Annotated in this window: 18 protein-coding genes and 1 pseudogene; 10 read left to right on the top strand and 9 right to left on the bottom strand. The window is 60.6% G+C overall.

Features of this window, described 5'->3' with window-relative positions; genetic code table 11:
• Positions 1–191 precede the first annotated feature (191 nt).
• From thiC to thiH, 6 genes are all read left to right on the top strand, one after another.
• Positions 192–2210, top strand: coding sequence for a phosphomethylpyrimidine synthase ThiC (thiC, locus tag ACRCYW_RS19690; RefSeq protein ID WP_438551688.1), 2019 nt, complete (start codon positions 192–194; stop codon positions 2208–2210).
• Positions 2207–3772 (top strand): thiamine phosphate synthase, encoded by a 1566-nt coding sequence (thiE, locus tag ACRCYW_RS19685; RefSeq protein WP_438551687.1) that lies wholly within the window; start codon positions 2207–2209, stop codon positions 3770–3772. The genes thiC and thiE overlap by 4 nt, the downstream gene beginning before the upstream one ends.
• Positions 3762–4556 carry a HesA/MoeB/ThiF family protein gene (locus tag ACRCYW_RS19680; protein WP_438551686.1) on the top strand — a complete coding sequence of 265 codons (795 nt, stop codon included), beginning with the start codon at positions 3762–3764 and terminating at the stop codon, positions 4554–4556. The genes thiE and ACRCYW_RS19680 overlap by 11 nt, the downstream gene beginning before the upstream one ends.
• Positions 4553–4759: a sulfur carrier protein ThiS gene (gene thiS / locus ACRCYW_RS19675; RefSeq protein WP_438551685.1), complete on the top strand. Its 207-nt coding sequence runs from the start codon at positions 4553–4555 to the stop codon at positions 4757–4759. Before ACRCYW_RS19680 ends, thiS begins: the two co-directional genes overlap by 4 nt.
• A gap of 85 nt (positions 4760–4844) precedes the next feature.
• A complete protein-coding gene (locus tag ACRCYW_RS19670; RefSeq protein ID WP_042032220.1) occupies positions 4845–5612 on the top strand; it encodes a thiazole synthase in 768 nt (255 codons plus the stop codon).
• 110 nt (positions 5613–5722) lie between these two features.
• Positions 5723–6859 carry a 2-iminoacetate synthase ThiH gene (gene thiH / locus ACRCYW_RS19665; RefSeq protein WP_438551684.1) on the top strand — a complete coding sequence of 379 codons (1137 nt, stop codon included), beginning with the start codon at positions 5723–5725 and terminating at the stop codon, positions 6857–6859.
• A gap of 533 nt (positions 6860–7392) precedes the next feature.
• On the opposite strand, the gene ACRCYW_RS19660 is transcribed toward thiH, so the two are convergent.
• From ACRCYW_RS19660 to ACRCYW_RS19645, 4 genes and pseudogenes are all read right to left on the bottom strand, one after another.
• A complete protein-coding gene (locus ACRCYW_RS19660) occupies positions 7393–8079 on the bottom strand; it encodes an MAE_28990/MAE_18760 family HEPN-like nuclease (RefSeq protein ID WP_438551683.1) in 687 nt (228 codons plus the stop codon).
• The gene (locus ACRCYW_RS19655; RefSeq protein ID WP_438551682.1) at positions 8079–9131 is read right to left on the bottom strand and encodes a DUF262 domain-containing protein; all 1053 of its coding nucleotides are present in this window, start codon (positions 9129–9131) and stop codon (positions 8079–8081) included. The genes ACRCYW_RS19660 and ACRCYW_RS19655 overlap by 1 nt, the downstream gene beginning before the upstream one ends.
• Positions 9132–9316: 185 nt before the next feature.
• Positions 9317–9524 (bottom strand): annotated as a pseudogene (locus tag ACRCYW_RS19650) (chloramphenicol acetyltransferase); the annotation flags it as partial.
• Positions 9525–9596: 72 nt separating this feature from the next.
• Positions 9597–10016, bottom strand: a complete 420-nt coding sequence (locus ACRCYW_RS19645) for a GNAT family N-acetyltransferase (RefSeq protein WP_438551681.1) — start codon at positions 10014–10016, stop codon at positions 9597–9599.
• A gap of 307 nt (positions 10017–10323) precedes the next feature.
• On the opposite strand from ACRCYW_RS19645, the gene ACRCYW_RS19640 reads away from it, so the two are divergent.
• Positions 10324–10902, top strand: a complete 579-nt coding sequence (locus tag ACRCYW_RS19640) for a penicillin-binding protein activator LpoB (RefSeq protein WP_438551680.1) — start codon at positions 10324–10326, stop codon at positions 10900–10902.
• A 507-nt stretch (positions 10903–11409) separates the two neighbouring features.
• Positions 11410–12300: a diguanylate cyclase gene (locus tag ACRCYW_RS19635; RefSeq protein ID WP_438551679.1), complete on the top strand. Its 891-nt coding sequence runs from the start codon at positions 11410–11412 to the stop codon at positions 12298–12300.
• 77 nt (positions 12301–12377) lie between these two features.
• Here the strand turns inward: ACRCYW_RS19635 and ACRCYW_RS19630 are convergent, their stop codons facing one another.
• On the bottom strand, positions 12378–13016 hold the full coding sequence (locus ACRCYW_RS19630) for an exopolysaccharide biosynthesis protein (protein WP_332504606.1): 639 nt from the start codon (positions 13014–13016) through the stop codon (positions 12378–12380).
• Between the two features lie 234 nt (positions 13017–13250).
• Between ACRCYW_RS19630 and ACRCYW_RS19625 the strand changes: the two genes are divergently transcribed.
• Positions 13251–13868 carry an outer membrane beta-barrel protein gene (locus tag ACRCYW_RS19625; RefSeq protein WP_438551678.1) on the top strand — a complete coding sequence of 206 codons (618 nt, stop codon included), beginning with the start codon at positions 13251–13253 and terminating at the stop codon, positions 13866–13868.
• Positions 13869–13899: 31 nt separating this feature from the next.
• Here ACRCYW_RS19625 and ACRCYW_RS19620 read toward each other — a convergent pair whose 3' ends face one another.
• The gene (locus ACRCYW_RS19620) at positions 13900–14205 is read right to left on the bottom strand and encodes a monooxygenase (RefSeq protein ID WP_438551677.1); all 306 of its coding nucleotides are present in this window, start codon (positions 14203–14205) and stop codon (positions 13900–13902) included.
• A gap of 121 nt (positions 14206–14326) precedes the next feature.
• Here ACRCYW_RS19620 and ACRCYW_RS19615 point away from each other — a divergent pair, with 121 nt between their 5' ends.
• Positions 14327–14659 (top strand): winged helix-turn-helix transcriptional regulator, encoded by a 333-nt coding sequence (locus ACRCYW_RS19615; protein WP_438551676.1) that lies wholly within the window; start codon positions 14327–14329, stop codon positions 14657–14659.
• A gap of 27 nt (positions 14660–14686) precedes the next feature.
• On the opposite strand, the gene ACRCYW_RS19610 is transcribed toward ACRCYW_RS19615, so the two are convergent.
• From ACRCYW_RS19610 to ACRCYW_RS19600, 3 genes are all read right to left on the bottom strand, one after another.
• Complete coding sequence (locus ACRCYW_RS19610) at positions 14687–15121, bottom strand: N-acetyltransferase (RefSeq protein WP_438551675.1); 435 nt, start codon at positions 15119–15121, stop codon at positions 14687–14689.
• Positions 15122–15288: 167 nt separating this feature from the next.
• Positions 15289–16323, bottom strand: coding sequence for an acyltransferase (locus tag ACRCYW_RS19605; RefSeq protein WP_438551674.1), 1035 nt, complete (start codon positions 16321–16323; stop codon positions 15289–15291).
• A gap of 327 nt (positions 16324–16650) precedes the next feature.
• Complete coding sequence (locus tag ACRCYW_RS19600) at positions 16651–17271, bottom strand: PepSY-associated TM helix domain-containing protein (protein WP_438551673.1); 621 nt, start codon at positions 17269–17271, stop codon at positions 16651–16653.
• Position 17272: the final 1 nt, after the last annotated feature.

Below are 17272 nucleotides of genomic sequence, written 5' to 3'. Positions count from 1 at the left end.
CCGGCAAGCCAGCGCACGAGAGGGAGCCAGCCTCGCCGAACCACCCATCAGGGAGGGTCTGTGCAGGGCAGGAGGGGTCAGCAGACTGGCACCACTCACTCTCGACGCACATCCGCTCGCAGGTTCATCTTCTCCTCGAACTCCAGACAAGCAAACACCCATAACTTCAACCAGTTAATGTGAGTTTTGCTATGTCTACCCCAATCCAGTCCGCACCAGAAGTCCAGTCCGTTTCAGAACAAGCCAAACCTGCCGGCCGCCGCGAGCAGCGTGCCAGCGCCCAGCGTTTTATCGACAACTTGAAGGGCATGGCCCATCCCAACTCCAGGCGCATCTTCATCCAGGGCTCTCGCACCGATATCCGGGTAGGGCTGCGGGAGATCGCCCTGGCCGACACCTTCGTCGGTGGCAGCAAGGAGGAGCCGAAGTTCGAGCCGAACGATCCCGTGCCCGTCTATGACACCTCGGGCGCCTACGGGGACGAGAACGCCCAGATCGACGTGCGCCTCGGCCTGCCGCGCCTGCGGGAAGCCTGGGTACTGGAGCGGGGCGACACAGAGCCGCTGCCGGGCCTGAGCTCCACCTTCACCCAGGAGCGCCTGGCGGACGAGGGGCTGGATCATCTGCGCTTCGAACACCTGCCAAAACCCCGCCGCGCCAAGGCTGGAAAGTGGGTAACCCAGCTGCACTACGCCCGCCAGGGCATGGTCACCCCCGAGATGGAATTTATCGCCATTCGCGAGAACATGGGCCGCGAGCGCGTGCGCTCCGAGCTGCTGCTGCGCCAGCATCCCGGTCAGGGCTTCGGTGCCCGTCTGCCCGAGAACATCACGCCGGAATTCGTGCGCGATGAAGTGGCCGCCGGCCGCGCCATCATCCCCAGCAACATCAACCACCCGGAAGCCGAGCCCATGATCATCGGCCGAAACTTCCTGGTGAAGATCAACGCCAATATCGGCAACTCGGCGGTCACCTCCAGCATCGAAGAGGAAGTGGAGAAGCTGGTCTGGTCCACCCGCTGGGGCGCCGACACCGTCATGGATCTCTCCACCGGTCGCTACATCCACGAGACCCGCGAGTGGATCCTGCGCAACAGCCCTGTGCCCATCGGTACAGTGCCCATCTATCAGGCGCTGGAGAAGACCAACGGCATCGCCGAGGATCTCACCTGGGAGCTGTTCCGCGACACCCTGCTGGAGCAGGCTGAGCAGGGGGTGGATTACTTCACCATCCACGCCGGCGTCTTGCTGCGCTACGTGCCCATGACCGCCAAGCGCCTCACCGGCATCGTCTCCCGCGGTGGCAGCATCATGGCCAAGTGGTGCCTGTCCCACCACAAGGAAAACTTCCTCTACCAGCACTTCCGCGAGATCTGCGAGATCTGCGCGGCCTACGACGTGGCACTTTCCCTTGGGGATGGCCTGCGTCCGGGCTCCGTCTATGACGCCAACGACGAGGCGCAGTTCGCCGAGCTGCACACCCTGGGTGAACTCACCAAGATCGCCTGGGAGTATGACGTGCAGGTGATGATCGAGGGGCCGGGCCACGTGCCCATGCATATGATCGAGCGCAACATGACCGAGCAGCTGGAACACTGTCATGAGGCGCCCTTCTACACCCTGGGGCCGCTCACCACCGATATTGCCCCCGGCTACGATCATTTCACCTCCGGCATTGGCGCCGCCATGATCGGCTGGTACGGTTGCGCCATGCTCTGCTACGTCACCCCCAAGGAGCACCTGGGGCTGCCGAACAAGGAAGACGTGAAGCAAGGCCTCATCACCTACAAGATCGCCGCCCACGCAGCGGATCTCGCCAAGGGCCACCCGGGTGCCCAGATCCGCGACAACGCCATGTCCAAGGCGCGCTTCGAGTTCCGCTGGGAGGATCAGTTCAACCTGGCGCTGGATCCCGAGACCGCCCGCGCCTACCACGACGAGACCCTGCCCCAGGAGTCCGGCAAGGTGGCGCACTTCTGCTCCATGTGCGGCCCCAAGTTCTGCTCCATGAAGATCTCCCAGGACGTGCGCGACTACGCCGCCAAGCTGGAAGCGGTCGAGGTGAAACTGGTGGGTATGGATGGTCAGCCCGAGTCTGTAATGGCCGAGGTGGAAACCGGCATGGCCCAGATGGCCGAAGTGTTCAAGGAGAAGGGGGGCGAGCTCTACCATCAGGCCGCCGCGCTCAAGCAGGAGCGGGAAGAAGCATGAGTGGCGAATCCAAACCCATCGTCTGGACCATAGCTGGTTCGGACTCCGGGGGCGGCGCCGGCATCCAGGCCGATCTGCATACGATGCACGCCCTCGGCGTGCACGGCTGCTCGGTGATCTCCGCCATCACGGCCCAGAATTCGGTGGCGGTGAAGATGGTGGATCCCGTGCTGATGCAGAGCTTCTGTGCCCAGATCGACGCCCTCGGCGTCGATCTGCCCCCCGCCGCCATCAAGATAGGCCTGCTGCCGACCCGGCTGCACGTGGAGGTGCTGGCCCGGCGGCTCGATACCCTGAGCGCCCCCTTCGTTGTCTATGACCCGGTCGCCATCGCGAGCACAGGCACCCCCATGGCGGAGCCAAACATGCTGGCGGCGGTGCGCGATCACCTGCTGCCAAAGCTGTCCCTCATCACCCCCAACGGCCCAGAGCTGGAAGCCCTGACCGGCATTCCGTCGACCAGCCCGGCGCTGGTGCGGGCGGGGGCGGCTCGGCTGCGTGAACTCGGTGCCCGCGCCGTGCTGGTGAAGGGCGGCCACCTCGGCTGGAGCGGGGATCACTGCCTCGACTACTACCAGGATGAGGACCGTGAGTTCTGGCTGGCAGCGCCGCGCCTCGCCACCCGTCACGGCCACGGCACCGGCTGCTGTTACGCCAGCGCCATCGCCGCCGTCGTGGCGCTGGATTACCCGGTGGAGGATGCCATCACGCTAGCGCGCGCCTATTTGCAACAAGGGCTGGCAGGGGCGCAAGGGGTGGGGGCCGGCCCAGGCCCCATCGCCCACCTCGGCTGGCCGACCGAGCTCGCCCGGTTCCCCCGCGCCGTGCTGCCGGGGTCTGAACTGGATCGCCGCTTCGGTCTCTGTCCTGCCAGCGAGGCTCGCCTGCCCCGAGGCCCCTTCGCCCAAACCGAACACAGCCTCGGCCTCTATCCCGTGGTGGATTCGGTGCAGTGGCTGGAGCGGCTGCTGGGTGAGGGGGTCAAGACAATCCAGCTGCGGATAAAAGACCTACCGGCTGCTTCGGTGGCGCCTGCCATCGCCAGGGCGGTAGCGCTCGGGCGCCAGCATCGGGCCCGGCTCTTTATCAACGATTACTGGCAGCAAGCCATCGAGGCTGGCGCCTACGGCGTGCACCTGGGGCAGGAGGACATGGAGACGGCGGATCTTGCCGCCATCCAGGCTGCCGGCCTGCGCCTCGGCATCTCCACCCACGGTTACTTCGAGCTGATGCGGGCGCGGGAACTCGCCCCGTCCTACATCGCGCTTGGCCATATCTTCCCCACCAACACCAAGCAGATGCCGTCCCGCCCCCAGGGGCTGGTGCGGCTGTACCACTACCGCTCCCTGATGGCGGACTGGCCCACGGTCGCCATCGGCGGCATAGGCGAGTCGCGCATAGCGGCGGTGCAGGAGAGTGGGGTCGGCAGCATAGCCCTGGTCTCTGCCATCACAGCCAGCGACGACTGGCAAAGTGCCACGGCCCGGCTGCTGGCCGCCGTGGGGGCAGGGGATCCGGCACTTTCCGCCATCCCGGCAAAGGAGGCTGCACATGCTCTCTGACGAGGTGCCTCTCAGTGACGAAGAGTACCTGAGATATGGCCGCCAGCTGATGCTGGCCGAGATCGGTGAGGCGGGGCAGGCACGGCTCAAAGAGAAGTCGGTGCTGGTGGTCGGCCTCGGCGGCCTGGGCTCGCCGCTGGCCCTCTATCTGGCCGGGGCCGGGGTGGGCACCCTCTGGCTGGCCGATGGCGACACGGTGGATTCCAGCAATCTGCCGCGCCAGATCCTGTTCGATAGCGAGGCGGTCAACCACTCCAAGGCGGAGCTGGCCCGCGAGCGCTTGGCGGCCCACAACCCGCTGGTGGAGCTGATTGCCATCAACCAGCGACTCGATGCCGCCAGCCTGCCGGAGTTTGTGGCCGAGGTAGATCTGGTGATCGATTGCTGCGACAACCTCGCCACCCGCCAGGCCATCAACGCCGCCTGCGTGGAGCAGGGCAAGCCCTGGATCTGTGCCGCTGCGGTGGGCTGGCAGGGGCAGCTGATGGCGCGTACAGGTACGGATCACGCCTGCTACGCCTGCCTCTATCCGCTGGATACCAAGATCAAAGAGAGCTGCCAGAGCAGCGGCGTCACCGGCCCGCTGGTCGGAGTGATGGGCTCTTTGCAGGCGCTGGAGGCACTGAAACTGCTGCTCGGGATGCCGAGCCCGGTGGCCGGCACATTGCGCCGTTTCGATGCGTTGGCCCATCAGTGGCAGACCCTCACTCTGGCCCCCGATCCCGATTGCCCGGTCTGCGGGCAGCGCCGATGCCCGACACACGATAAGGAGATCACCCCATGACCTTGACCATTCGACTCAACGATAAAGCCCAGCCGCTGGCGACAGGGCAGAGCGTGGCCGACCTGCTGGCGGCGCAAGGGGTCAACCCCCAGGGGGTGGCGGTGGCCCTTAACGGCGCCGTGCTGCCCCGTGGCCGCTGGGCCGAGACCCGTCTCAATGACGGAGACGAACTTCACCTCTTTACCGCCATTGCCGGAGGCTGACCCATGATGCTCGCAGTCCCATCTTTGAGTGCTCAGCCTTGCGGCGGGGCCTCATCTCTTCTTATCGCAGTGGCGGGAGGCTGACATGCTGACAATTGCCGATCACACCTTCTCATCGCGTCTCTTTACCGGTACCGGCAAGTTTGCCCGCCCGGATCTGATGGCCGCCGCCATCGAGGCGAGCGGCTCCCAGCTGGTCACCATGGCCATCAAGCGGCTCGAACCGGGCAAGGCTCACGACGATATCCTGAGCCCCTTGCTGCAACTCGGGGTCAAGCTGCTGCCCAACACCTCCGGCGCCAAGACCGCCGCCGAGGCAGTGTTTGCCGCCCACCTCGCCCGCGAGGCGCTGGGGACGAACTGGCTCAAGCTGGAGATCCACCCCGATCCCCGTTATCTCTTGCCCGATCCCATCGAGACGCTCAAAGCTGCCGAGCAGCTGGTGAAAGAGGGCTTTGTGGTGCTGCCCTACTGCGGGGCAGACCCCGTGCTCTGCAAGCGGCTCGAAGAGGTGGGCTGCGCCGCCGTGATGCCGCTCGGTGCACCCATCGGCTCCAATCAAGGGCTGGTGACGCGGGAGTTTCTCGCCATCATCGTCGAGCAGGCCAATGTGCCTGTGGTGGTTGATGCGGGCATAGGTGCGCCGAGCCACGCCGCCGCCGCCTTTGAGCTGGGTGCCGACGCCGTGCTGGTCAACACCGCCATCGCGGTGAGCGGCGACCCGGTCGCCATGGGCCGCGCCTTTGCGCTGGCCTGCACTGCCGGTCGCAGCGCCTATGAGGCAGGCCTCGGCGCCCGCGCCCTGCAGGCCCAGGCCTCAAGCCCGCTCACCGATTTTCTGGGGGCGTTATGAGTCATGAAATAGGGGCGACCATGAACATCTCCCCCTTGCCCCAAGCGCAGCCAGAGGTTTGCTCCCCTCTCCCTCTGGGAGAGGGGCTGGGGGTGAGGGCTCAGGGGGCAATGGAATCAGAGACAGCCCCCTCCTTTCTCGACCGTTGGCAGGATCTGGAGTGGGACGATATCGGCATGCAGATCCGCGCCAAGACCGACGCCGATGTGGCGCGAGCCCTGAGCGCATCGCGCCGCACGCTGGCGGACTTTATGGCACTGATCTCGCCAGCCGCCGAGGCGTACCTGCCGCAGATGGCGGCCGAGGCCGAGCGGCTCACCCGCCAGCGCTTTGGCAACACCATCGGCTTCTATGTGCCGCTCTATCTGTCGAACCTCTGCGCCAACGACTGCACCTACTGCGGCTTCTCCATGAGCAACCGCCTCAAGCGCAAGACCTTGAATAGCGAAGAAATTGAGCGCGAGTGTCTGGCCATCAAGGCGCGCGGTTTCGACAGCGTGCTGCTGGTGACAGGCGAGCACGAACACAAGGTAGGGCTCGCCTATTTTCGCGAGGTGATGCCCATCATCCGCCGCCACTTCAGCACGGTGGGGATGGAGGTGCAGCCCCTCTCGCAGGCCGAATATGCCGAGCTGAAAAGCCTCGGCCTCGACGCCGTCATGGTCTATCAGGAGACCTACCACGCCCCCACCTACGCCCGCCACCATCTGCGTGGCAACAAGCGGGACATCGTATGGCGTCTCGCCACGCCGGATCGGCTGGGCCGCGCCGGTATCGACAAAATCGGGTTGGGTGCGCTCATCGGTCTCTCCTCGGACTGGCGTGCCGACAGCTACTTTGTCGCCGAGCACCTGAGCTGGCTTGAGCGCCACCACTGGCAGAGCCGCTATTCGCTGTCGTTTCCGCGCCTGCGCCCCTGCACCGGTGGGCTGGAACCTGAAGTGGTCATGTCGGATCGCCAGCTGGCCCAGCTTATCTGCGCCTGGCGCCTCTTCTCGCCCACGCTGGACTTGTCACTCTCCACCCGCGAGTCGGCCACCTTTCGCAACGGTGCGGTGCGTCTTGGCATTACCCAGATGTCGGCCGAGTCGCGCACCCAGCCGGGTGGCTATGCCGAGGGGGATGCGGAGGAGCTGGAGCAGTTCGCCATCCACGACGACCGCCCGGTGGGGGAAGTGGCCGCCGCGGTGCGGCAGGCCGGGTTGCAGCCGGTGTTCAAGGACTGGGAGCCTTTCCTGGGCCGATAGGGGGCGGCCATGCCCCCTTTGTCGGTGGCTTCCCGGCGTTCAGCCAGACTCCGTGCCTGTGGCGAGCAGGCACGGCTGCGCCGTGTAATCGTCTGTTTTGCTGCTTTTGGAAGGAATACGGCGCGGCTTCGCCGTGCAGGACGCGAGGCCGCTGGCCTCGAAGGGGTTTCGCCCGCCCTTCGGGCTTGGGCGAGTAACTTTTCTTTGCGTGGCCAAAGAAAAGTCACCAAAAGAAAGGCCACCCCCGCTTATTCACCCGACTTCGTCGAGTTCCTTAGGCTCACCAACTTGTCCGACGGCACGCGGCGACGGGCCGTCCATGGCCCGGCGCCGCTCGCTCGACATCCTGTCTCGCGGCCTGGACAAGCGGGCTCGCCTCAGCGAATAAGAGGGGGAACCAAAACCGTGCCTGCTTTCGCTTGAAGAGCATCTCTTGTTCATACTGGATTCTCAATTTGGTCAGTTATGCACCTATAAAAACGATGAATATTCCAAATTTCTTTCTTCCCACAATAATATCTGCTTTATCTATATCAAGGGTATTCATTTACACATTCTGGTTTTAAGTATTTTTTCTCTAAAATATAAATTTCAAATGCACTTATGAAGTCCTCAGAAAATAGCTGGATCTCTTGAGTTTTGATTCTTAAATTTGAACATCTATGTCTTTCTCCGACCTTGGTTGGAGATTCCCTTCCATGGGCTATAGAATTTCTTTTATCAACAACCTCGTCAATTGTCATTTTTACTCTAGGGGGCACGTGCATTTCTTGTACACCAAAACTATCAAGGATTTCCTCTATTGTCTTGAACCAAATGTTCTGTAATCCACCTGAGAAAACAGTATTGCTAATTTCAAATGACTCTTCTGAATCAATGTTGTTAAAAATATCACGTGACTTTTTAAAATAGTCTTTATATCCACACTCCTTAAAACTTTGCATCTTGGAATTTAGGGTTATTACATTAAGATGCATAGCAAAATGCTTATTTTTTATTGCATTGCTTTTAATAATTAACATTACTTGTTCAACAGTTTCGTTCACGACCTTTTCGAGAGCTGCATACAAATGAACATAAAAGAGACCCCTTAAAATTTTCACATTTATTGGTGTCTCTTTTTGAGGCTCGTTTGGCTCAAGTGACTCAATGAAATTTAAATTAACGAGCACCTCATTGAACAGCCCTCTTGAGTTGGACCGGACAATATTGAATGGCATTAGATAAGCGCCTCTTCTACTATTGCAATACGCTTCAATACCGAAGTTCTATTGTTTGTTGCACCAGTAGTGTATTTTTTGAGCTCTGAATCATTTAAGAGAGTAAGAAGTTTAGTTAGGTCAACTTTTTTTCCGCTTTTTATTGCCTTTGCACAACCAACTGAAATTGCTTCAAAAAGGATAACTGGTGTTATATTTTTTCTGTTTCCTCTTACAATACCATCCGGCAAGTTATCTTTGAGAGACTTAAATGTGATCTCAAATAGCTTGGAGTATTCTTTTTTGTCTTTAAACGATTCAGTTTTCTTAGCCATAAAGTCATTGAGAAAACCTTTGACGCTATGTACAAATTCTTCTGAGTTATAAAAATAGGCAAAGAATCGTAAAACTAGTTCTTCATAGCTACCACTCCTTTCGGCATTTGCTGTCATTTTTACAACAGCTCTAAAATCGGGGTGCTCAGATAGCTCTTTAATGAAATCGTTAAATTCGCCAATGAAAATGCAGTTTCTAATCTCTTGTTCATGAAGTTTAACCCCGCCAGTGTTCAACCTCTCAAATAGGTCATATCTAACGCTAAAGTCGCTTCTATCATTTAGAACAGTAACCCTTAGTGGTCTAGTTAGTAGCATAAACTGCATGGATTTTGGTAGTTCTTTAAAGGTTAAACCATTCATTGTTTCTAGCTTTTCTAAATCTGCTAGCTCCAGCTCATGATAGTTTGCTTTCACATTTTCTAGCTCAGCCGGATTACCAATGAAGTTCAAAATAGTAGTTATTCTTTGTAGACCATCAATGACCTCCCAAGATGCATCAGGATTTGTTGCCATAAATAAGCTAGGTATAGGAATGCCAAGGAATAATGACTCGATTAGGGCAGACTGTCTAGTTGCATCCCAAACGAAATGCCGTTGATATTCTGGAGCTATATCTATCATTCCTTCTAAAAGCATGTCATATAATTGTTTGAGTGTTATGTCATAACTATCGAAGGCGACTGAACGTCTATTGCTGTCTAGCTGGCTTTGTATTGCAAGAATATCTATTTTCATATTTAAACCTTTTTATTTATTTCTGGGAAGTATCTCAGTTTTTATTTAATTAATTATTCATGTATTCAACTGTTCAATGAAACCTAGTGTACCGCTATCTAGGTATTTCATGAAGCCCTCTATCAAGAGGAGTTAGATGTGGTGACATCGTTATGGCCGAACAAGCTCGTGCTTCCATGAGTTATGGCAGATCTCTCCAACTCCGCTATCTCCCCACTGCCAGTCAGCTTCAAATTCCGGCTGATCCGCTCCACTGGCCAGTCCCACCAAGCGATGGCGTTGAGACGGGCTATGGTGTGATCGTTGAAGCACCCGGGCTGGGTTGCCGCTGACGACTACGTAATTGGGTACGCCAATGCCGACTTTCACACAGGACATGATGAAGGTCTCATAGTCGGTTCAAACACACTTTCCGACTACCAATCTCTGTGTGCTGAAACCGCATTCTCTGATGGTTTTGGCGTCTCAGCATTTCATCATCTTCCTCAGAAAATAACTGACATGCCCCGGTGGCATATCCGGCAGCTCGCCAAAGACGGAATAGCCCTGTTTCTGGTAGAAGGGCAGGGCCTGGAAGCTGGTGGTTTCGAGGTGAAAATTGGTGATGCCTTGGCTCCTGGCGTATTGCTCCATGGCGCCAAGCAGGCGGGCGCCCCAGCCATCCTTGCGAATACGTTCGTCTATCCAGAGCCAGTCCACGTGCAGCCAGCCCCACTTGATGTCGGCGAGTATGCCTCCCAGTACCTTGCCTTCTTCGTCCTTGATAAAGCTGGCGATCTGTTCCCGTTGATGGGCGCCCGCCATGGCCAGGTTGTAGCCGGAGAGGCCGGCGCGCAGGGCATCCAGATCATCGCTCTGTGGGGCCTGGGGTGGGGTCAGTTGCATGGTGGTTAGCTCCAAATGAAGAGTGAGCAGCATCACCCGGCAACGGCAGAGGGTCAAGGTGGAGAATGAGTGGTTGTCGGTCCTCTCTCACCGTTGCCCAGGTGGGGATGAGAGCTTGATTGGGCCAATCCCTGTCGCTTGGTGGGCAAGGCGTCTCGCGCTCGGGCCGGTTTTTCTCTAGCATGGAGGGGCGCGGAGCCGGGCTCCGTTATATGGATGGTTGGCGCTGCCCGGTTGATGGGGGTTGATGGCGCCCGGTTGCGGATGTTGGTGGCGTTCGGTTACGGACTTTTGGTGGAGAGAAGAGATGAAGCTGCGTTCCTTGTTGGTGTTGGGTGCCCTGGTGCTGGGCGGTTGTGCGGTCAATCCCTATGGTGGCACTCAGGCACCGGTGTCAGAGCCGCAGCAGCCGGTGACCCAGCCGGAGAAACCGGTGACCGAGCCCGAGGTGGTGAAACCTGCCCCCAAACCCGAGGCGCCGACCGGCCTGGCGCTCGCCATGGCGGATGCCTTCTTGAAGGCCCCGGAGGTACGGGCGCTGGCGGGTAGCAACCCTGTGTTGCTGCTGACCCCGCCACGCAACGGCACGGGTGAGCCGTTCAGCACCCAGCCCATGGCGGTGGCCATGAGCCAGCGCATCCAGCAGCACGGTGGCTTCAGCTTCGCCGACCCTGGCCAGGTGGCGGCCATCACCGGCCAGCTGGAATATCAGCAGGGGGGCATGAACCCGGCGTCTCTGGTACGTCTGGGTCGCCAGACCGGGGCCAACTACATGCTGTACGGGGATCTGGTCTCCGAGGGGAGCCGCTACCGACTCGCCATGAGCCTGATGGATCTGAAAAGCGGCGAGCTGCTGTGGAACGGGAGCCGCTCCGCCAATCGCTAAGGCCTCTCCCAACACCTTCCCGAAAAGCCATCGCGCCCTGTCCGATGGCTTTTTTGTTTTCACCCCGGGGCTAGATGGCGGGCTGGGGAGGCCGCACCACCAGCCTTTGACTCCCACCTTGTTGGTAGCGCAATATCCTGACCCTCTCGCCTCAACCCCATCGTTTTCCGGTTTTTAAGTGCATAAATCTACAGATGATTTGTTTTTTGATATTAATCACTATCCGATGGCCATGTGCTGACTTAGTATCGACGCCGAACGGAACTGGCCTGTCATAAGTCACTGCCTCGCCCGCCATGTCGGTTGCCACCAGGGGTCTTGACGGTGAGCCGGCTGGCGACAAGCAATCGGCAAATTCCCCCTCTTTCCCTGTCGGTCGCCCTGACAACGGCGGCATGTCGCACTCGGGTGCCCGCCATACGGGCGGTGGGACCGTGTGCGATACTTAACGGGTCGTGTATAACAAACAACACTGGGTCGCTCGACCGCGTAGTGAAAGGAAAACAGATGGCACTCTCGGTGGCACAACTCTATGAAGTGATGACCCAACTGCCCGATCCCGTCTTCATCCTCAGCGAGGATGGCTACTACGTGGAATACATCGGCGGGGTGGAGCAGCAGTCCTATCAGGATGGTAACCCGCTGATTGGCAAGCGATTGCTGGATATTCTGCCCATCGACAAGGCGCAGTGGGTGCTGGAGCAGGTGGCTCGCTCCTTCGCCACCGGCGAGGTGCAGGTGGTGGAGTACGACCTCTCTCCGGCCGAGGTGGAGGGCATCAATGCCGATGCGGGTCCCCAGGGGATGCAGCGCTTCGAGGGCAAGATAGCGCCGCTGCCGTCCTTGTACGAGGGCAAGCGGGCGGTGGCCTGGATGACCCGCAACATCACCCGCCAGTACGAACTGCAGCAGCGGCTCAAGCGGCTCGGCGAGACGGATCAGCTCACCGGCCTCTACAACCGGCACTTCTTCTTCGAGCACTATCACCACAAGTTGCAGGGGGAGGGGCGCACCGGCCTCATCATGCTGGATATCGATCACTTCAAGCAGATCAACGATCGCTTCGGCCACCAGACCGGGGATCGGGTGCTGTGCAGCTTCAGCGAGTGCGTGGCCGCCCAGCTGCGGGCCGAGGACATGTTCGTGCGAAGCGGCGGTGAGGAGTTTCTGATCCTGCTGCCGCAGATCGACGAGCAGATCCTGTTGAAGGTGGCCGAGCGCATCCGCGTCGCGGTGGCGGCCATGGCGCCGGATCCCGCCCCCATCACGGTGAGCCTGGGCACCACGCTAGTGCGCCCCGGGGAGACGGTCAGCGCCGTGCTGGCGCGGGCGGATGAGTGGCTCTACCGGGCCAAGCGGGGCGGGCGCAACCGGGTGGCCCACGACTCCGATCCTTGAATGGCAAGGCGTTCCAACGAACAAGGGCGACCCCAGGGTCGCCCTTGTCGTTTCTCCCGGCCTTGGCCGAGCCTGCCTTAGCTGAACAGGGTCGAGACGTTCTGGCCCGCCATCAGCAGCCCCAGGGCCAGCACGCTGAACCAGACGACGGTGGCGCTCACCAGGGCGTAGCCGGCGGCGACGAAGAGGCCGTCTCGCTGCAGCATGCCGATGGCCAGCAGCAGGATAGCCCAGGCGGGCATGGCGTTGGTGAAGGGAATGGCGCCGAGGGGCAGCATCAGCAACATGGCCGCCAGCATGATCAGCAGGCCGTTGCAGCGATTGATGGTGGTGCTGCCGGTCAACAGCAGCAGGCGCGGGCGGATGAAGCGATCGATGCGGGCCAGCAGGTCGGCCCCCTTGTGCAGGGTCGGCTTGAGCTGCTCGGCGGCGAAGCGGCGCTCCATCAGTATGCTTGGCAGCCAGGGCACCCGGTTGAGGGTGATGCCGATGCCGATAAACAGGATCAGCAGGCCAAACGGGGTGCTGACGCCCGGGATGGAGACGGGCAGCAGGAAGGGCACGGTGAGCAGCACGCAAAACAGCAGCATGCCCTGCTCGCCCACCAGGGTCAGCATCTCCCGCAGGCTGATGTGGCTCTCTTCGATGGCATGGGCCGTGGTACGCAAGGTATCGGACAGCTTGTTCTGTGGGTCGTTGAGTTGCGCGGCAACCATTCCTGAAATCCTCGTCTGTGAATGCCACCTCTGTGGCGCCGCTAGCTTACGGGGTGGAGGTTAATCCCAGATGAATGGCGTAAACCGGATGGATCTTTATGGGTGCTAGGGGCTATGCCCCTTGCCTGCCACCAAATCGGTGCGATACAGCCCCTATTTAGGATGGGAAGCGAAGGGCTCTGATATGCTTTTGGCACAACGAGTTGCAATCAACTGACGAGCAGGGAGAGGGCCGTGACGAGAGCAGGAATGATGGTGATGGGGCTGCTGTTGCCGCTGGGTCAGAGCTGGGCGGCCGAGGATGGGGATCTCAGTTGGCAGCTGACTCCCTTCATGGGTTACAGCTCGGCCATCGACTTTGACAAGGCGGACGAGCCGGCCCCGGCGCCCGTGTCGACCAGCCTGGACTCCTTGCAAGGAGAGAGCTCGGCCAACTGGGGCTTCTTCATCAGCAAGGAGGTGGACGATCCCGGCATGATAGAGCTGCTCTACAGCCATCAGTCCACCCCCATGTCACCGGATCAGCCGGATCGACTGACGGTGGATACCCTGCACTTCGCCGGTGCCCTGACCCTGTCGGACAACATCATGGCCCCCTACATAGGCGCCGGGATCGGGGTGACCCACTTCGATGCCTACGGCAGCGAGACGGCCCCCTCCATGTCCCTGGCGCTCGGGGTGCAGCCACGCCTGACCAGGATGCTGGCGCTGCGGGCCGAGGTGCGCGGCTACGGCTCCTTGCTCAACGAGGACACGAATTTTCTCTGCAACCCAGAGGTGTGCGCCTTTCGGGTGCGGGGGGATCTGGTCACCCAGTGGCAGGCCAATCTTGGCTTGACCCTGAGGTTCTAAGTGACTCGATCATATCCACTATGGACTCGATTCAGAGGATCCCCTTGGTGATCCGGCTCAGGGGCTCGTTGACCTCAAACAGCTTGTACTGCACGTCGCTCGCACCCATGGCGAGCACCCGCTGCTCGTGCATGGTCGCGTAAGTGAGGGCGCTCTCCTCATCCTCGAATAGATAGATGCCGCCGGCCTCGCCTGTGCTCGGGTTCTCGGTCCAGATCTTGGAAATGAAGCCGGGCTCCCGGGTGATGGATTCGGCCAGCGGCAGGGCCGCCTCGGTCAGGGCCGGCCCCATCATCTCGCGGGGGAAGTTGAAATGGATCTGCAGCAGGCTGGGCATGATTTACCTCTCGATGGGCTGGAATGGCTGAGTCCACATCATAAGAAGCCGGCATCTTGGCTGCAAGAAGGCACCTTTTCGTGGCATATTTACCCCAAAGTAACCACTCATGAGACGTGCCGTGACCTCTGCTTTTTGTCCCGCCTACGAGGTGCTGCGCCTGCTGACCGGCAAGTGGAAGCCCGCCATCCTGTTTCATCTGCGTGAGCAGACCCTGCGCTTCGGGGACTTGCGCCGCTGCCTGCCGGATGTGAGCCAGAAGGTGCTCACCGCCCAGCTCAAGGAGCTGGAGGCCGATGGGGTCATACGTCGTACCCTCTATCCCGAGGTGCCCCCCAGGGTGGAATACGCCCTGAGCCCGCTCGGCATCGCCCTCATCCCCTTGCTGCAACAGATGCACGACTTCGCCTTGAGTCATGGCGAGCTGTTGGCACGCAGTGATCTCGGCGAGTGAGTCTCCTCAGCGCTCCTCAAATCTGTGCTAGTCCTCTGCCGACCAGCCCATGAGCCACTCAGGACTGCCTGTGTCACTGTCCAATCCTTCCTCCTCGATCTGGAAACCCTGAGAGAGATAGAAGTCGCAACTGGCCCTGTTTTGCTGGTACACCCGCAGTTGTAGGTGTTGTCGCTGCTGTTTCGCGTGAGCGAGCAGGGCCTTGCCATGGCCGCGTCCCTGCTTCCCCGGCGCGACAAAGATGGCTGCCAGATTCTCTTCGTACAGGGAGTAGAAGCCCAGAACGACAGCATCCTGGCAGAGCAGCCAGTTGTCGGCGGCAGGCAGATAGTGTTCCCGCATCGGGCCCACATTGGCATGCCAGTATGCTGGCGCAATGAAATGATGAGCCTGCAGGGACGCCTCCAGCCAGATGGTGAGGACGGCCTCCATATCGGCAGGGGTGAATGGACGGATCTGCATGATGGTCTCGTCTGGGTTGGTGATAAAGAGGGCATGGTAGCAGGGGGCGTTCCGTCGTCACCTGATGGGGGCCCAAGTTGTCGCACCCATCACAACTGGCTTGATGGTGTGCGGCTGAGCCGCCCCGACTGGGCGCAGCTTCCATCGCTGTCCTTACAGGTGCATGTTCAGCGGGCCCGCAGCAGCCAGCGGCTGGCCGGAATAACCTCCAGCAGTCGATAGACCAGCAGGGAGCTGGCGAGCAGGGCAGGCACCTTCAGCAGTTCCCACCAGAGGTGTTTGCCTTGTGGGCCGAACACCATCAGCCAGACCACCAGCATCATGTGCACGCAGTAGAGGCCGAGCACCTTGGGGGCCTGGCGCGCCAGCCAGCTCCCCTCACCCCAAGAGGGATTGGCCAGCAGCAGGCCGAACAAGCCCAGGGCCCAGGGGATGGAGCCCAGCAGGAAGTCGTGACGATTGAGGGGCACCTCGGCAAAGCGCAGCAGCCCCCAGGCCTCCAGGGCGTAGAGGGCGAGACCCGCCCCCAGCAGACGAAGGCTCGAGGCGGTATCCGGTCGCCAGTTACGGGCCTTGAGATAGGCGCCGAGGGCCACGAACAGCAGGGAGAAGAACGGACCGTTGCGGGTCAGCAGGGCCCATTCACCGTCCAGCAGCGGCTTGCCATAGGAGCCGCCGAGCAGAGCCAGCAGATAGAGCAGGGCACCCATCACCAGCGCCAGGCCGGGGAGCCCCACGTGCCTACACAGCCCCAGGATCAGCACCGCCAGCATCAGGGCGGGCAGGAACCAGAGATGGATCATGCCGCCGACCAGCCAGGCGTTGAGGTGATCCCCAATCTGCATCTGCCATTGACCCGCCATGGTCGGCAGATAACCCTGCTGCACCGCCGCCAGCGGGTTGAAAGGCACCAGCAGATAGATGAGGCTCCAGCCCAGCCAGAGCAGCAGCAGGGGGCGGCAGTAGCGCAGAGCCACCCCCATGGGATCCTGGTTCAGCCTGGGTTGCAGGAAGTAACCGGCGCACAGGAAGAACAGCGGCACGGCGAAGCGGCACAGCTGGTTGATGATGCCCCCGAGCCAGAGATAGAAGGGGTCACCCCAGAGGTCGGGATCGAAGGGGCTGCTGAAGGGGGAGATGTGAATGGTCATCACGGCCAGGATGGCCAGTACCCGCCCACACTCTATGCTGGCGATGCGCATGATTCCTCTCGGGATCTGGAGTTCTGGCCGCACCCTAACAGCAGCGCCTGACCCCCGCCAGCCGCGGTGGCCGCAACTGTGACCCGGGCCAGCGCCCGGTTACCCTTTGTTACCTCCCTCAAAAAAGGCGTTACCCCCTGTGGGAACCTGGTCACGCGCTGACTGCGAGGCCGTGATCAAGGCTCATGTGCTGCTCGGAATCCTCATGTGTGTGTACACACTCCGGTTCCTTAGCTGCTCTTTACCTTGCTGACGACCTCTCGTCGCAGACCGTGAACAGGCTCTGAGAGGGAGATCCCGCTTCGGTGCAGATAACAGGGCTGGGGTCTAGAGCAGGGCGATCAGCAGGGTGGCGAGAGTCCCCCCCAGCAGCAAGGTGATACCGCGGCGGGACGGGCCGTGCAGCTTGTTCCACATCAGCAAGCTGGTGAGGGCGAGCAGCAGCAGTGCCAGGGCGGCGAGATCCCCCATCAGCTGCCAGGAGAGCCCCGTGCCCATGCCGCGGTGCAGCCGGTTGAGGCTGGCGGCGAAGTTGGCCTGCTGGCGCTCGATGCGCACCTCAAGAGTGCCGACCACATAGCTGGCGGCCAGGCTCTCGCTCAGGGTGACCCCCTTGAGCTCCCAGCGCGCAGGCAGGGTGAGTGTACCGTTCGGGGTAGGCAGGATCTGGGGTGGGGTCACATTGGTACGCGCCTCTGCCAACCCGTCGGCATAGTGTTGTTGCAACAGCGTCGTGAGCGCGGCGGGATCCGCCAGCGGCGTCGTCAGCGCCAGGGTCTCGCTCTGTTTGTCGGTATGAGGGCCGGGCAGGGGCAGCACGGCCCTGTGCTGCAGCCAGAGGCCAGTGAGGCCATAGATCAGCATCAGGGCCAGGGTGGCAAAGCCGGCCCAGGCGTGGATGCGGCGCACCCACTTGTTGTTGTGGAGCGGGAGTTTCTTGGTTTTCATA

This window comes from Aeromonas sp. (assembly GCF_051657805.1).
GTDB lineage: Bacteria > Pseudomonadota > Gammaproteobacteria > Enterobacterales > Aeromonadaceae > Aeromonas.
Note: the sequence above shows the minus strand (reverse complement) of the source record. Positions and strands in the feature narration are given on the sequence as shown.

Bases quoted from the DNA above. Each gene is read 5' to 3' on its own strand.
- thiC (WP_438551688.1), top strand. From the start codon at position 192: ATGTCTACCCCAATCCAGTCCGCACCAGAAGTCCAGTCCGTTTCAGAA.
- thiE (WP_438551687.1), top strand. From the start codon at position 2,207: ATGAGTGGCGAATCCAAACCCATCGTCTGGACCATAGCTGGTTCGGAC.
- ACRCYW_RS19680 (WP_438551686.1), top strand. From the start codon at position 3,762: ATGCTCTCTGACGAGGTGCCTCTCAGTGACGAAGAGTACCTGAGATAT.
- thiS (WP_438551685.1), top strand. From the start codon at position 4,553: ATGACCTTGACCATTCGACTCAACGATAAAGCCCAGCCGCTGGCGACA.
- ACRCYW_RS19670 (WP_042032220.1), top strand. From the start codon at position 4,845: ATGCTGACAATTGCCGATCACACCTTCTCATCGCGTCTCTTTACCGGT.
- thiH (WP_438551684.1), top strand. From the start codon at position 5,723: ATGGAATCAGAGACAGCCCCCTCCTTTCTCGACCGTTGGCAGGATCTG.
- ACRCYW_RS19660 (WP_438551683.1), bottom strand. From the start codon at position 8,079: ATGCCATTCAATATTGTCCGGTCCAACTCAAGAGGGCTGTTCAATGAG.
- ACRCYW_RS19655 (WP_438551682.1), bottom strand. From the start codon at position 9,131: ATGAAAATAGATATTCTTGCAATACAAAGCCAGCTAGACAGCAATAGA.
- ACRCYW_RS19645 (WP_438551681.1), bottom strand. From the start codon at position 10,016: ATGCAACTGACCCCACCCCAGGCCCCACAGAGCGATGATCTGGATGCC.
- ACRCYW_RS19640 (WP_438551680.1), top strand. From the start codon at position 10,324: ATGAAGCTGCGTTCCTTGTTGGTGTTGGGTGCCCTGGTGCTGGGCGGT.
- ACRCYW_RS19635 (WP_438551679.1), top strand. From the start codon at position 11,410: ATGGCACTCTCGGTGGCACAACTCTATGAAGTGATGACCCAACTGCCC.
- ACRCYW_RS19630 (WP_332504606.1), bottom strand. From the start codon at position 13,016: ATGGTTGCCGCGCAACTCAACGACCCACAGAACAAGCTGTCCGATACC.
- ACRCYW_RS19620 (WP_438551677.1), bottom strand. From the start codon at position 14,205: ATGCCCAGCCTGCTGCAGATCCATTTCAACTTCCCCCGCGAGATGATG.
- ACRCYW_RS19610 (WP_438551675.1), bottom strand. From the start codon at position 15,121: ATGCAGATCCGTCCATTCACCCCTGCCGATATGGAGGCCGTCCTCACC.
- ACRCYW_RS19605 (WP_438551674.1), bottom strand. From the start codon at position 16,323: ATGCGCATCGCCAGCATAGAGTGTGGGCGGGTACTGGCCATCCTGGCC.
- ACRCYW_RS19600 (WP_438551673.1), bottom strand. From the start codon at position 17,271: ATGAAAACCAAGAAACTCCCGCTCCACAACAACAAGTGGGTGCGCCGC.